Below are 12,847 nucleotides of genomic sequence, written 5' to 3' on the forward strand. Positions count from 1 at the left end.
GGCCTGCTCGGAGATCGAGCCGGATTGCCGGAGATCTCCGATAGTTTGCGATCGTGGGACACCATCGCGGAAGCAACTCCTGCGCGCCCACAAGGATTAAGACTGGCTGAAAAATCGACCGGCAAGCTTGTGTGAGGCTGTCCGCGCCGGTCCAATGACAGCCTCGTGCAAGGATCGCTGCCTAAACGAATGTGTCCCAATTCGGAGCGGTGGGCTTGAGCATTCTTTTTGGCGTCATCGTCACGATCGCGAGCCTGCTGGGCGGCTTCGTGGCGATGGGTGGGCATGTCAGCGTGATCTGGCAGCCGTGGGAGTTTGTCATTATCGCCGGCATGGCGATCGGCACCTATATTGTCGCGAACCCCTGGAAGGTCGTCATCGACACGGGTGTCGCGACCGTACAGGCGCTTACCGTGGCTGTGCCGAAGCAGCGCCACTACCTCGACCTGCTCGGACTTCTGCACGCGCTCATGCGCGAAGTGCGCAACAAGGGGCGCAATGAAGTCGAGGCGCATATTGACGACCCGACATCGTCGGAGATCTTCCAGAACTTTCCGACCGTACTTGCCAACGATTCTCTCGTGCATTTCATTTGCGACTATTTTCGCCTGATCGTCATGGGAAGTGCGCGACCGCATGAAATCGAGGCGCTGATGGACGAAGAGATCGAAACGATCGTTCGCAGCAAATTGAAGCCGTACCATTCTCTGATGATGGTTGCGGAAGGCCTGCCGGCGCTCGGGATCGTGGCTGCGGTCCTGGGCGTCATCAAGGCGATGGGGGCGCTCGATCAGTCGCCCAAGCTTCTCGGTGGCCTGATCGGGGCGGCGCTGGTCGGAACATTTGCCGGAATCTTTCTCTCGTACGGTCTTGTTGCGCCCTTGGCGCACAAGGTCAAAATGGTGCGCGAGCAGCAATGCCGGATGTACATCATCGTCAAGCAGACGCTGCTCGCCTTCATGAACGGCGCGCTGCCGCAGATCGCAATCGAGCATGGCCGCAAGATGATCGGACCTGGCGATCGTCCCTCGATCGACGTGGTCGAAAACGAAACCATCGCCGGCGCCGCAAAGGGCGGCGGTGGTGAACAGGGGGCGAAAGTGGCGGGAGCAAAGGCCTAATGTCGGAAAGCAAGCCGCTGCGGCACGAGCCGGCGCCGGATCAACTGCTCGGGGCTGCCGGAATCTCGGTCGATCGCATGCCGATGCTGCATGTGATCTTCGATCAGATGACCAACCTCTGCGCCGAGAGTCTCCGGTCGATGTCGCCATCGCAGTCGTATTTTTCGCTGACCGGCGTCGGTAGCGACCGTCTTTCCGAGATTCTCGACGGCCGCGAATCAGAGGCGATCGTGGCGGTGTTCTACGCTCAGGCGTGGGACGGCCGAATCCTCATCGGCTTCGATCGCGACTTCGTATATACAATGGTGGAGCTGTTGTTCGGCTCCGACGGGGCGGAGCCGCCGCTGGACATGCCGCGCGTTTTCTCGAACGTGGAGCTGCATGTTGCCGAAGCGCTGTTCGAACGCTTCGGCAAGGCATTGCAATCGTCGTTCTCGCGCGCTTCGGATGTCCAGTTCAATCTGGAACGCGTCGAGACGCGGATGGATTATCTGGCAATCGGCCGGCTCAACAACATGGCGGTATATGCCAAGATTCTGGTCCAGGGATTGGACCGCGGTGGCGAGATGTTCATCGTCATTCCGCACTCGGTTCTCAATCCTCTCCGCCAGGCGCTCTCGCAGATCGTGTCCGGAGAGTCCGTATCCACGGACCCGAACTGGAGCAAGCAGCTCCACAACGAGATACAGCGCACCGAGGTGGTGCTGAAAGCAGTGCTCGAGGAGCGCTCGCTCACTCTCGGCGAAGTCGCGGGATTCCAGGTGGGTCAGGTGATCGAGCTGAATGCCACGCCGAGCACCCTCGTGAGGCTCGAGTGCAACAATCAGCGGCTGTTCTGGTGCCAAATGGGACAGCTAAACGGGGCCTATTCACTGCAAGTCAAGGAATCGGCGGATCAAAAGCGGGAGTTCATCGATGGCATCCTATCTCGTTGACCTTATTCTCCTGGCGGCGCTGCTTGTCACCACCATCCGTGTGACGAGGATGCACCGGGAGCTCGTTCACCTGCGCGCCAGTCAGGGAGACTTCGCTTTCATTCTGGGCAAGACCACTGAAACCATGGACGACATGGTGCTCATGGTGCGGGAGTTCAGCGCCGATGGAAAGCAGCTCGTCAACATCCTCGGGAGCAAGATCGAAGAGGCGCGCAAGGCAATCATCGATATCGAAACTCGCGCCGATGTGTCCCGCAGGTAGTTATAATTGGCGTGGTCGCCAGAAAACGAAATTGCCGAGAAAGCACGTGAAATGAAGCAGCCATTCGAAACCGAATCAGCTACCGCGCCGACGGCGAATCCGTCGGAGACGGCCAAGCTGGGAGGAGCCGCGTTCGGAAAACTGGCGGATCTTGCTGCGCGCGCGGCGGAGGAAACCAGCCGACTTACAAACCTCGAGCCGATCCTGCGCATTCCGGTCACTGTCCAGGTTCTTCTTGGCTCGGCGACGATGCCGGTCGCCGATCTGATGAAGCTGGGGCGAGGCGCCGTCATTCCGCTTGATCATCGCGTTGGCGAGCCGGTGGAGGTGGTTGTCAACGGCCGAATCGTGGCGCGCGGCGCGGTCGTCGTCGTGGAGGATGAGAACTCGCGATTCGGCGTGTCGCTCACCGAAATCGTCGGAGGATCCCCAGGCGATGCAGAGGCGTAAGGGATCTCCGAATGGCGTTCAATGCACCTGCAAAGCGTAGCTCCGAAGCCAGGCCGCTGAGCGGTACCGAGAAGGTTGCCGCGCTCCTTCTGGCCATGGGTCGGGAGCTCTCGGGCGGCGTTCTAAAGGAGTTCGATCCGGAAGAGATCAAGCTCGTCACGCGCGCAGCGGCGGAATTGAAGCCTATTTCAGGTCCCGAGCTCGAGGCGATCATCGAGGAGTTCGCCCAGCACTTCACGACCGGGCCAAACATCTTCGGAACGGTCGGCGAGCTGGAAAAACTGCTGACCGGCGTTCTTCCTCCCGAGCAGGTCACGGACATCATATCGGAGGTGCTCGGCAACAAGACCAAGTCGGTGTGGGAACGGGTCTCTTCCGTGTCCGAAAGCCTGCTGGCCAACTATCTGCTCAAGGAGCATCCGCAAACGGCCGCCTTGATCCTTTCCAGGGTGAAGCCCGCGTGCGCCGCACGCGTGATGAGCCTGCTGCCGGCGGATTTGCGGCACAATCTGATGCGCCGCATGCTGAGCCTGAAACCCGTTGTCGAGGAGGCGATGGGGGTCATCGAGAAGACCATGCACGAAGACTTCATGATCAACTTCGGGCGCAACCTCGCATCCGACACCTATCCTCGCATGGCCGACATCATCAACAAGATGGAGCGGACGCAGATGGAGGAATCGCTGAAGAATCTCTCCGAATCGCGACCGAAGTCGGCGGAGATACTGAAAGGGATGCTGTTCACGTTTGACGATATCGTCAATCTCACCGCCAAGGCGCGCATGCTGATCTTCGACCAGGTCCCGACCGATCGCACGGTGACGGCGCTGAAGGGAACGGATACGAGCTTTCGCGAACTCATTCTGTCGTCGCTGGCGTCGCGGACGCGCCGGCTGGTCGAGCACGAGCTTGCCAGCAGCGTCCCTTCGAACCAGCGCGAAATCCTGGAGGCGCGCCGCACGATCACGGACCTTGCGCTCGACATGGCCGGGCGAGGAGAGATCGAGCTCAATCCGGATCAGGAAGATCAGCCGGTATTCACGTAAAGACTGACCGTTATGGCCGAGGGACCCGACAAGGAGAGCAAGACCGAAGAGCCGACGGAAAAGAAGATAAGAGACTCCGTCGAGAAGGGCAAAATTCCGGTCTCGCGTGAAGCGTCGGTCTTCTCGTCCATGATCGCGCTCCTCATCATCCTGAGCTTCCTTACGGTCGACAGTGTCCGGAAACTGGCATCGACGCTGAGCCGGTTGATCGATGATCCCTCCGGGATTCGCATCCGTAACGGTGCGGATGCGGTGGAATTCATGGTCGTCATCGGGGGCAGTTCGGCCGCGCTATTGCTTCCAATCGTGATCGTCTTGGCGATTGCCGGGTTGGCGGCTTCGTTTCTGCAGAACGCTCCGCGTCTGGTGTTCGAGAGGATAACGCCCGACAGCTCACGTATTTCGATTTCCCAAGGATGGGAAAGATTGTTCGGCGGTCAGGGACGCGTCGAGTTCCTGAAGGCCGCTTTTAAGTTTTTTGCCGTAGGCATTGTGGTGAGCATCGTATTGAGGGCCGAGGAGGCTGTGGCCGTGAATTCCTTGTTTAGCGACCCGACCGGCGTTCCGGAACTTATCTTGACGACTGCGATGCGGCTCGTATCGGCAATCAGCATTGCTACTATCGTGCTGGTGGCACTCGATCTCGTCTGGGCACGATTCCATTGGCGGCGTGACCTGCGCATGACACGGCAGGAGCTCAAGGACGAATTCAAGCAGGCCGAGGGTGATCCTCTTGTCAAGTCGCGGCTGCGGTCGTTGGCCCGCGATCGGGCACGAAAGTCGATGCTGGCTGCGGTCCCCCGCGCGACGTTGGTCGTGGCCAATCCCACTCATTATGCGATCGCCCTGAAGTATCGACATGGCGAAGATGCAGCTCCGACCGTGCTTGCGAAGGGGCAGGATCTCATCGCTCTCAAGATCAGGGAAATCGCCGAGCAGAACAATGTGCCGGTCGTGGAGGACAAGATGCTTGCGAGATCCATGTACGGTGCCGCCCAGGTCGACCGCGTGATTCCGCAAGAGTTCTTTCGTCCGGTGGCCGAAATCATCTATTTCCTGCATTCACGCAAGCAGAAGGCGGGTGCGTGAAAAACGCTCCGCATCAACGGCGGAGATTTCAACAGCCTCGGACAAGTTTGGGTTCGTATACGATCGTCATAGGATGACTGTGACGAGGACGTTGTGGGACCCGTTTATCTCTTCGATCTTGCCTCATCTCACGCACGCTGGCTGTCGCTTCGGCAGTCCACGATTTCGTCGAACGTAGCCAATGCAAATACGCCCGGCTACCGAGCGCAGGATATCGAGCCGTTCGACAAGATACTCGATACCAAAGTCGTGCCGCTCGCAGTCACATCTCCGAAACATATGACCACCGGCTCGCTCGTGCGTCCGCAGGGCACGCGCAAGGAGAATAGCTGGGAAGTCGTTCACTCCGGAAACTCGGTGAGCCTCGAGCAGGAAATGCTCAAGGCGGGCGATATCAACAAGGACTATTCGTTGAATGTCGCAATCGTCAAATCGTTTCACCGCATGTTCATGACCGGTGCAAAGAGCTAACGCGAGGCTTGATGATCGATCCGCTGCAGGCATCAGTTCAAATCGCCAGTTCCGGACTTGAGGCGCAGTCGACCAGAATGCGCGTCGTATCCGAGAACATGGCAAACGCCAACTCCACTGGCCGTACGCCCGGTGCCGAGCCCTACCGACGCAAGACCACGACGTTCTCTGCGGAGGTCGATCGCGCGGCGGGTGTGCGGGTCGTGAAAATCAAGGACATCGGTGTCGACCGTGCTCCGTTTCGGGTCGACTACGAGCCAACTCATCCGGCGGCCGGCCAGAACGGCTATGTCAAGCTGCCGAACGTGAACATGCTGATCGAAATGGCCGACATGCGGGAAACCAACCGGTCGTATGAGGCCAATCTGCAGGTGATCAAGCAGGCGAGGTCGATGGTTGCCATGACGATCGATCTGTTGAAGGGGGCATAGTCCATGATGATGGAAGCGGTTTCTTCGGTTCTGAAAGACGTTGCCGGCGTCGTTCAATCAAGCAGCGTTGCGACGTCCGCGCCGGCCGCGCCGCAGGCGGCTCGACCCTCGCTCGGTTTTGACGGAGTCCTGGAGCAGGTTGCCGCCGATGCGATCGGTAGCCTCAAGGGCGGAGAGGCCGCGTCGGTGTCGTATATCCAGGGCAAGGTGTCGGCCCAGAGCGTGGTGGAGGCCGTCATGTCCGCCGAGCAGACGCTGCAGATGGCGGTCGCCGTGCGCGACAAGGTCGTGCAGGCGTACCAAGAAGTCAGCCGAATGGCGATCTGAGGGATAGCAAATGAGAGCGCTTGCCATCGCGGCGACCGGAATGAGCGCGCAGCAGCTCAATGTCGAGGTCATCGCCAACAACATTGCGAACATCAATACGACATCGTACAAGCGTTCGCGAGCCGAGTTCACCGACCTGTTCTACCAGGTCGATCGCATGCAGGGCGTTCCGAACCGCTCCGGCGAAGCTGCGGTCCCCGAAGGGGCCAAGCTGGGGCTGGGCGTCCGGTCGGTGGCCGTGCGCAAGTTGCACCTGCAGGGCGCGTTGGCGCAAACCGGCAATACCTACGATCTCGCCGTCAACGGCAGAGGGTGGTTCCAGGTCGTGGGGCCGAACGGCGAAACGCTCTACACCCGCGCCGGGGCGTTCAATACCAACGCGGACAGACAGTTGGTGACGGCGGATGGTTACAACGTCGATCCCGCGATTATCATCCCGCAAGGGACGGTCGATGTCACGGTCAATGAATCGGGCCAGGTGTACGCCAAGCTGGACAACGAGGTTAATCCGCGCCTGCTCGGCCAGCTAAATCTCGCGAATTTCGCCAACGAGGCCGGCCTCGATCCACTTGGTGGCAATCTCTACAAGGAGACGTTGGCGTCCGGCGTCCCGGTCGTTGGCGTTCCCGGCGATATCGGCTTCGGCAAGATCCATCAGCACTATCTGGAGAGTTCGAACGTCGATCCGGTCAAGGAGATCACCGAATTGATCTCGGCGCAGCGGTCTTACGAAATGAACTCGAAGGTGATCCAGGCGGCCGACGAGATGGCGTCGACGGTCTCCAAGGGCCTTCGATAGGATCGCAAGCGGAGAAGCGTCTTGAAGCTCGTCCAGTTCGCCCTGGTTTCCTTGCTCGCAGCGCTCTTGCTCGCTGCGGGCGGTGCAGGTGGTGGCGCGATCGCGGAAGAATCCGTGCGCTTGCTCGTGCCGGCAACGGTGATCTATCCGGGCGATCTGATCAAGGACGAGTTGATCATCGATCGCGCCTTCGCGCCGAACATGCCCGGTGCAGCGGCCTTTGCCGCCGACCGGGCATCGCTCGTTGGCCGGGTCGCGCGAAGGACGCTGGTGGCGGGCCAGCCGATCCCGATCAACGCCCTCGAAGAGCAGAAACTCGTGGCGCGAGGCAATGTCGTCAAGGTGATTGTCGAGGACGGATCGCTTACCATCGTCACCTACGCCTCATCGCTGCAGTCCGGCAGTCCGGGCACCATGATCCAGCTTCGGAACCTCGATACCGGCGTGATCATCAGAGGCGTCGTCCAGTCGGACGGATCGGTGCGGATTCAAAACGGATGATATTGCGACTTCTATCATTCATCGTCCTGCTGCTTTCCTGCACCGTCGCCGATGCCGCGGTGCGGATCAAGGATATCGCCAACCTCAAGGGTGTGCGGGAAAACCAGCTTATCGGCTACGGTCTGGTGATCGGTCTTAAAGGGACCGGTGATACGTTACGCAACGCCCCTTTCACCGAGCAGTCGCTGCAATCGATGCTCGATAATATGGGGATCAACATCCGGGGAACGTTGCTCCGGACGCGAAACGTCGCCGCTGTCGTGGTGACGGCCGATCTGCCGCCGTACGCTACCGGTGGTTCGCGGATGGATGTCGCGCTCTCCTCGCTCGGTGATGCCTCTTCGCTGTTGGGGGGCACTCTCCTCATGACCCAACTCCGCGGCGCCGACGGTGAGGTCTACGCCGTGGCCCAGGGCGCCATTGCAGTCGGCGGATACTCGGTCGAAGGTGCCGCGCAGACGGTCAGTCAGGGCGTTCCGACCTCAGGCCGCATTCCGAACGGCGCGCTGATCGAGCGCGAGGTGCAAGGCAAATTCTACCAGATGGAATCGCTCATTCTCGAGCTGAAAAATCCGGATTATGTCACCGCGACGCGAATCATCGACGCCATCAACCACTACGGTCAGGGACGATACAGCGCCAGCATGGCCTTCGAGCGCGACTTCCGGTCGATCGTATTGTCGCGGCCGCGCTCGGTCGCGCCGGTTCGTTTCATCGCCGAGATTGGCGAACTGCTGGTCGAGCCTGATACACCCGCGCGTGTCGTCATCGACGAACGGACCGGCACCGTCGTGATCGGCCGAAACGTCCAGGTCTCGACCGTCGCCGTCACCCACGGCAATCTCTCGGTTCGGATCACCGAGATGCCGGTCGTTTCCCAGCCTGGGCCATTCTCGCGCCGCGGCGAAACGGTCGTGGTGCCGCAAACGTTCATCGAAGCCGGTGAGAATGGCGCGCAAGTCGCGATCTTGCGCGGAACGGACTTGCAGCGTCTTGTGCGTGGCTTGAACCAGATCGGATTGAAGCCGCAGGGCATCATCGCGATCCTGCAGGCGATCAAGGCGGCGGGCGCACTGCAAGCCGATCTTGTCATCCAGTAGAACGTCGCGTCAGCGTCGCACAAGCTTGAACGTGCAACGCTTCGGACAGATGCTGTGCGGAGAGCGGATGGTGAGGCGCGCGACGTTGCTGGGAAGAAGCATGCTCCTTGCGGGGTGTCTTGCGCTCTCCGCGCAGGCGTCGGCATGGGCGCAGCCTGAGCAGAAATTGTCGAAGCCGCTGAACCTGGCCAACTTCGCCAAGACATCGCGCGCGGTGCCGTCTCGCCCTGTCGCCAAGCCGGAGGCGCCGTCCGGCAACTCCCAGCTTGAGCTGCCGCTGACGACTGCGACCGTTGCAAAAAATGCAGCGTCGCCATCGGTGCCTGCAGAGCCGGCGACAACCGATCAGCGCGGATCCGACGCCACCGACTTCTGCAAGAACATCACGGATGCAGCGTTGGACGCGCGCGTGGCGTGGCAGCAAAAGCAGCTTGAAGCGTCCGAGGCCAAGCTTCGGGAGCGGATCGCCGAGCTGGAGGCGAAGCGCGCCGAGTACGAGAAATGGCTGAAGCTGCGCGAAGACTTCCTGAAGAAGGCGGAAGACAACGTCGTCGAGATTTACTCCGGCATGGACCCGGATGCCGCCGCACGGCAGATCGCCAGCATGGCGGATGAAACGGCGGCTGCCGTGCTCGCCAAGCTTCGCGTGCGGACCGCAAGCGCGATCCTCAACGAGATGGAGACCGGGCGCGCCGCCCACCTGGCCGATACCCTGGCGGGCATGCGGCGCCCCGACGACGGGAAGACGAACAAATGAAGGTTCTTCGCTTACTTTCTCTGTTTCCGGTTCTCGCTCTGGGGGGCTGCATGAGCAGCCTCGCCGAGATCAACCAGGCGCCCTATATGTCGCCGATCGGCCAAGGCCTGCACGCCGAAGCGCGCGCGGTTCCCGTCGAGCCGCGCAGCCGATACGCTGCAGGCTATCACTCGCTGTGGGACGAGCGGAGGGATCTTTACCGCGATCCGCGCGCAGCACGCATCGGTGATCTCATCACCGTCACCATCTCCATGAACGACAAGGCGACCTTCGACAACAAGACCGACCGGTCACGGGATTCGAAGACGAAGTTCAGCGCCGACTACCTCGTCGACATATTTGGCTGGTCGCCCAAGGGACAGGCCAATGGCAACGTCGACTCGCAAACGTCGACCAAGGGAGCGGGCAAGATCGACCGCACCGATGAGGTCAAGTTCTCGGTCGGGGCGGTCGTGGTCGACGTGCTGCCGAACGGTAACCTGCTGATCAGCGGATCGCAGGAAATGCGCGTCAATTACGAACTGCGCATCGTGAACGTTGCCGGTATCGTCCGGCCGCGGGACATCGGCCGCAACAACACCATTCCCTACGACAAGATCGGAGAGGCGCGAATTTCCTATGGTGGCCGCGGCCGGCTCATGGAGGTGCAGCAGCCGGCGTGGGGGCAACAGATCTACGACCAGGTCGGGCCGTTCTAGCCGATGGTGCGGCCAGAAGTGGCGAAGCTCGTCAGGCGGCGGAGCGGAGCATGGGAAACGTGATGCAATGGTTGGCCGCATTGTTGCTGATTACGATGCTGTCGGCTGGGGCGGGCGGCCTTGCCAGCCTGTATCTCCTGTCTGCCGGGCAGCGGATCGCGGATAGCCAAAAGGATCCCGTGGAGCGGCCGGTCGCCAGCGCATTCAGTCCGACGGCGCGCCTGCGGAAGATCTCACCGGTAGTGACCAACCTGGCGGCGCCGACCGGCACCTGGGTCCGCATGGAGGGATCGGTCGTCACCGATCAGATGAACGAGGAGGAGGCGAACCTTCTCGCGGCCCGGCTGGGCGAAGACATCGTGTCCTACCTGCGAACGGTGTCGGCGACGCAAATCGAGGGCGCGCGCGGGCTGCAGTATCTTCGCGAGGATCTCAACGAGCGGGCGGCGATCCGTTCGGGCGGAAAGGTGCGCGAACTGATCATCGAAACACTGGTCATCCAATGAAGCGTTTCTGCCTCGTCCTGCTCCTGGCTCTTCTCCCCACCGCGGCGGCGGCCCAGATTCCGGATCTGTCCACGCTGATCCCGCAAGGCGGCGGAAGCGCCAGTGGCCGGATCATCCAGCTCGTGGCGCTGCTCACGGTGTTGTCGCTGGCGCCCGGACTTCTGATCATGGTGACGAGTTTCACGAGGTTCGTCGTCGCGCTTTCGTTCCTGCGCGCAGGCCTCGGACTGCAGACGACGCCGTCAAATATCGTCATGATCAGCCTTGCGCTCTTCATGACTTTCTATGTCATGGCCCCGACATTTGACCGCGCCTGGAAGGACGGCGTTCAGCCCTTGATGCAGAACGAAATTTCCGAGCAGGAAGCATTTACGCGTGTGACCGATCCGTTCCGCGATTTCATGATGGCGCATGTTCGCGAGAAGGATCTGCAAAGCTTTGAAAGCCTGGCGGCCGAAGGCTTCAAGACGCGGCCTGACGGCCAGCGGATCGATCTGCGCGTGATCATACCCGCCTTCATGATTTCCGAGCTGCGAAGGGCCTTCGAGATTGGCTTCCTGGTCATCATGCCGTTTCTGGTGATCGACATGGTTGTCGCCACGCTTACCATGTCCATGGGCATGATGATGATGCCGCCGACCGTGTTCGCGCTTCCTTTCAAGGTGCTGTTCTTCGTGCTGATCGATGGGTGGAATCTCCTCGCCATCGGCCTGGTACGATCGTTCCAGTAGAGCATGATCCGGAAAAAACCGGTTTTCCCTCGCGATAAATGCACAGCGTTTGCGCGGAGATCATGCTTAACAAAGAGATGAGATCATGATCCGATTTCGTCTGATCGGATCATGATCTGGCATCGGGTGCCTGGCATGGCATCCGGACCGCAAATCTTCGAGCTGCTGTTCAGCTCTGGGTAAGGTTCGGATGCTAGCAAGGATGAACGGCAGGTTGGGTGTTCCTTCAACCCCAAAGGCATGATGCCGCCCTGCCGTACCGGTGAAAGCCCGGTATGTCCCCCCAGATAAACACCTCACACTAAGGGACATAATCAATGTCAAGCTTGATGACCAACTCCTCCGCCATGACCGCTCTGCAGACCCTGCGGACGGTTAGCGCGGGTCTTGCGACCACCCAGAACCGCATCTCCACCGGCTACCGGGTGTCGACGGCGTCCGATAACGCCGCTTATTGGTCGATCGCCACCACGATGCGTTCGGACAACATGGCTCTGAGCGCCGTGCAGGACGCCCTCGGCCTCGGCGCCGCGACCATCGACACGATGTATACGGGCCTGAACGGCACTGTCAGCGTCGTCTCGCAGATCAACGCGAAGCTGGTTGCCGCCCGTACGCCTGGCGTCGATCGCGCCAAGATCCAGAGCGAAATTACCGAACTGCAGAAGCAGTTGAAGAACACCGCCGACAGCGCGGTTTTCAACGGTGAAAACTGGATCTCGGTCGATTCGACCTCGGCGAGCTACAACTCCTCGAAGACCGTCGTTTCGTCCTTCTCTCGTGCCGGCGGCACCGTCAAGATCGACACGCTTTCGGTCAATCTTGACTCGATCAAGCTCTACGACGCGAACCTGGACACCACCTACGCCGCGCAGGCCTTCCCGACGGCCACCACGGGTGCCTACGATGCCACCAACGACGTTGGCGGCAACATCGTGGTGACCGTCGGCGGCACGGCCACCAACATCGCTGTGGCGAAGAACACCTCCCTCAAGGACATCGCGACGGCGATCAACAAGCTCGGCATCGAGGGTCTGTCGGTCGGCGTCTCGGCGGCCGGTGACGCGCTGTCGTTCAAGAGCCGCAACGACGCGGACATCTCGATCGACGCCAGCGTCTCCGGTCTCGGTGCCGCGGTCTCGATGACCGCGATCACCCCGCCGGTCGCCACCAAGAAGGGCATCCTCGACCAGACCTACGATGCCTATAACGGTACGGCCTGGGAAACCTTCAGCGTCGCGACGCTGGACATCTCGAAGCTCACCGACAGCGCTGCTGACCTCAACAAGCTCGAGACCTACATCCAGGGCACTCAGGATGCTTTCGCCAAGATCACCGACTCGGCGACCAACCTCGGTGCCATCAAGAACCGCATCGGCCTGCAGCAGGACTTCGTCAAGACCCTGACTGACTCGCTCGATCGCGGTATCGGCCAGCTCGTCGACGCCGACATGAACGCTGAATCGACCCGTCTGCAGGCCCTTCAGACCCAGCAGCAGCTCGGCATTCAGGCGCTGTCGATCGCGAACGCGGGCAGCCAGAGCATCCTGTCGCTGTTCCGCGGCTAGTAGACTCGACCTCGTGACTACGACGGCCGCGACCGACCTGGTCGCGGCCGTTTTG

General features: G+C 60.7%; 17 protein-coding genes. All 17 read left to right on the forward strand.

Going from position 1 to position 12,847, the window contains the following annotated elements; genetic code table 11:
* Nucleotides 1-275 precede the first annotated feature (275 nt).
* The 17 genes from motA to ACZYOF_RS08905 all read left to right on the forward strand — a co-directional run bounded on the left by motA (nt 276) and on the right by ACZYOF_RS08905 (nt 12,792).
* Nucleotides 276-1,121 carry a flagellar motor stator protein MotA gene (motA, locus tag ACZYOF_RS08825; RefSeq protein WP_245475706.1) on the forward strand — a complete coding sequence of 282 codons (846 nt, stop codon included), beginning with the start codon at nt 276-278 and terminating at the stop codon, nt 1,119-1,121.
* Nucleotides 1,121-2,056, forward strand: a complete 936-nt coding sequence (locus ACZYOF_RS08830; protein WP_130577364.1) for a flagellar motor switch protein FliM — start codon at nt 1,121-1,123, stop codon at nt 2,054-2,056. Before motA ends, ACZYOF_RS08830 begins: the two co-directional genes overlap by 1 nt.
* Nucleotides 2,037-2,318 carry a hypothetical protein gene (locus tag ACZYOF_RS08835; protein WP_130577363.1) on the forward strand — a complete coding sequence of 94 codons (282 nt, stop codon included), beginning with the start codon at nt 2,037-2,039 and terminating at the stop codon, nt 2,316-2,318. Before ACZYOF_RS08830 ends, ACZYOF_RS08835 begins: the two co-directional genes overlap by 20 nt.
* Nucleotides 2,319-2,369: 51 nt before the next feature.
* Nucleotides 2,370-2,768: a flagellar motor switch protein FliN gene (fliN, locus tag ACZYOF_RS08840; RefSeq protein WP_463715524.1), complete on the forward strand. Its 399-nt coding sequence runs from the start codon at nt 2,370-2,372 to the stop codon at nt 2,766-2,768.
* 11 nt (nt 2,769-2,779) lie between these two features.
* Nucleotides 2,780-3,814: a flagellar motor switch protein FliG gene (locus tag ACZYOF_RS08845; protein ID WP_130577362.1), complete on the forward strand. Its 1,035-nt coding sequence runs from the start codon at nt 2,780-2,782 to the stop codon at nt 3,812-3,814.
* A 12-nt stretch (nt 3,815-3,826) separates the two neighbouring features.
* Nucleotides 3,827-4,903: a flagellar biosynthesis protein FlhB gene (gene flhB, locus ACZYOF_RS08850; RefSeq protein WP_463715506.1), complete on the forward strand. Its 1,077-nt coding sequence runs from the start codon at nt 3,827-3,829 to the stop codon at nt 4,901-4,903.
* Nucleotides 4,904-4,996: 93 nt separating this feature from the next.
* Nucleotides 4,997-5,374: a flagellar basal body rod protein FlgB gene (flgB, locus tag ACZYOF_RS08855; protein WP_130223165.1), complete on the forward strand. Its 378-nt coding sequence runs from the start codon at nt 4,997-4,999 to the stop codon at nt 5,372-5,374.
* 11 nt (nt 5,375-5,385) lie between these two features.
* Nucleotides 5,386-5,805, forward strand: coding sequence for a flagellar basal body rod protein FlgC (flgC, locus tag ACZYOF_RS08860; RefSeq protein WP_463715507.1), 420 nt, complete (start codon nt 5,386-5,388; stop codon nt 5,803-5,805).
* A 6-nt stretch (nt 5,806-5,811) separates the two neighbouring features.
* Nucleotides 5,812-6,132, forward strand: coding sequence for a flagellar hook-basal body complex protein FliE (locus tag ACZYOF_RS08865; protein WP_130577388.1), 321 nt, complete (start codon nt 5,812-5,814; stop codon nt 6,130-6,132).
* Nucleotides 6,133-6,142: 10 nt separating this feature from the next.
* Nucleotides 6,143-6,931 carry a flagellar basal-body rod protein FlgG gene (gene flgG / locus ACZYOF_RS08870; protein WP_130577359.1) on the forward strand — a complete coding sequence of 263 codons (789 nt, stop codon included), beginning with the start codon at nt 6,143-6,145 and terminating at the stop codon, nt 6,929-6,931.
* A 21-nt stretch (nt 6,932-6,952) separates the two neighbouring features.
* Nucleotides 6,953-7,432, forward strand: a complete 480-nt coding sequence (flgA, locus tag ACZYOF_RS08875) for a flagellar basal body P-ring formation chaperone FlgA (RefSeq protein WP_463715508.1) — start codon at nt 6,953-6,955, stop codon at nt 7,430-7,432.
* Complete coding sequence (gene flgI, locus ACZYOF_RS08880) at nt 7,429-8,532, forward strand: flagellar basal body P-ring protein FlgI (protein ID WP_207234390.1); 1,104 nt, start codon at nt 7,429-7,431, stop codon at nt 8,530-8,532. The genes flgA and flgI overlap by 4 nt, the downstream gene beginning before the upstream one ends.
* Nucleotides 8,533-8,632: 100 nt before the next feature.
* A complete protein-coding gene (locus ACZYOF_RS08885; protein WP_282529132.1) occupies nt 8,633-9,289 on the forward strand; it encodes a MotE family protein in 657 nt (218 codons plus the stop codon).
* Nucleotides 9,286-9,987: a flagellar basal body L-ring protein FlgH gene (gene flgH, locus ACZYOF_RS08890; RefSeq protein ID WP_130577358.1), complete on the forward strand. Its 702-nt coding sequence runs from the start codon at nt 9,286-9,288 to the stop codon at nt 9,985-9,987. Before ACZYOF_RS08885 ends, flgH begins: the two co-directional genes overlap by 4 nt.
* Nucleotides 9,988-10,037: 50 nt before the next feature.
* Nucleotides 10,038-10,493: a flagellar basal body-associated FliL family protein gene (locus ACZYOF_RS08895; RefSeq protein WP_394565304.1), complete on the forward strand. Its 456-nt coding sequence runs from the start codon at nt 10,038-10,040 to the stop codon at nt 10,491-10,493.
* Nucleotides 10,490-11,224 (forward strand): flagellar type III secretion system pore protein FliP, encoded by a 735-nt coding sequence (fliP, locus tag ACZYOF_RS08900; RefSeq protein ID WP_463715509.1) that lies wholly within the window; start codon nt 10,490-10,492, stop codon nt 11,222-11,224. The genes ACZYOF_RS08895 and fliP overlap by 4 nt, the downstream gene beginning before the upstream one ends.
* A 317-nt stretch (nt 11,225-11,541) precedes the next feature.
* Entirely contained in the window at nt 11,542-12,792 is a 1,251-nt protein-coding gene (locus tag ACZYOF_RS08905; RefSeq protein WP_130577356.1) for a flagellin N-terminal helical domain-containing protein, read from the forward strand.
* The last annotated feature ends 55 nt before the right edge of the window (nt 12,793-12,847 follow it).

It is taken from the genome of Bradyrhizobium sp. LeoA1Lang, assembly GCF_055413685.1.

Bases quoted from the DNA above. Each gene is read 5' to 3' on its own strand.
- motA (WP_245475706.1), top strand. From the start codon at position 276: ATGGGTGGGCATGTCAGCGTGATCTGGCAGCCGTGGGAGTTTGTCATT.
- ACZYOF_RS08830 (WP_130577364.1), top strand. From the start codon at position 1,121: ATGTCGGAAAGCAAGCCGCTGCGGCACGAGCCGGCGCCGGATCAACTG.
- ACZYOF_RS08835 (WP_130577363.1), top strand. From the start codon at position 2,037: ATGGCATCCTATCTCGTTGACCTTATTCTCCTGGCGGCGCTGCTTGTC.
- fliN (WP_463715524.1), top strand. From the start codon at position 2,370: ATGAAGCAGCCATTCGAAACCGAATCAGCTACCGCGCCGACGGCGAAT.
- ACZYOF_RS08845 (WP_130577362.1), top strand. From the start codon at position 2,780: ATGGCGTTCAATGCACCTGCAAAGCGTAGCTCCGAAGCCAGGCCGCTG.
- flhB (WP_463715506.1), top strand. From the start codon at position 3,827: ATGGCCGAGGGACCCGACAAGGAGAGCAAGACCGAAGAGCCGACGGAA.
- flgC (WP_463715507.1), top strand. From the start codon at position 5,386: ATGATCGATCCGCTGCAGGCATCAGTTCAAATCGCCAGTTCCGGACTT.
- ACZYOF_RS08865 (WP_130577388.1), top strand. From the start codon at position 5,812: ATGATGGAAGCGGTTTCTTCGGTTCTGAAAGACGTTGCCGGCGTCGTT.
- flgG (WP_130577359.1), top strand. From the start codon at position 6,143: ATGAGAGCGCTTGCCATCGCGGCGACCGGAATGAGCGCGCAGCAGCTC.
- flgI (WP_207234390.1), top strand. From the start codon at position 7,429: ATGATATTGCGACTTCTATCATTCATCGTCCTGCTGCTTTCCTGCACC.
- ACZYOF_RS08885 (WP_282529132.1), top strand. From the start codon at position 8,633: ATGCTCCTTGCGGGGTGTCTTGCGCTCTCCGCGCAGGCGTCGGCATGG.
- flgH (WP_130577358.1), top strand. From the start codon at position 9,286: ATGAAGGTTCTTCGCTTACTTTCTCTGTTTCCGGTTCTCGCTCTGGGG.
- ACZYOF_RS08895 (WP_394565304.1), top strand. From the start codon at position 10,038: ATGGGAAACGTGATGCAATGGTTGGCCGCATTGTTGCTGATTACGATG.
- fliP (WP_463715509.1), top strand. From the start codon at position 10,490: ATGAAGCGTTTCTGCCTCGTCCTGCTCCTGGCTCTTCTCCCCACCGCG.
- ACZYOF_RS08905 (WP_130577356.1), top strand. From the start codon at position 11,542: ATGTCAAGCTTGATGACCAACTCCTCCGCCATGACCGCTCTGCAGACC.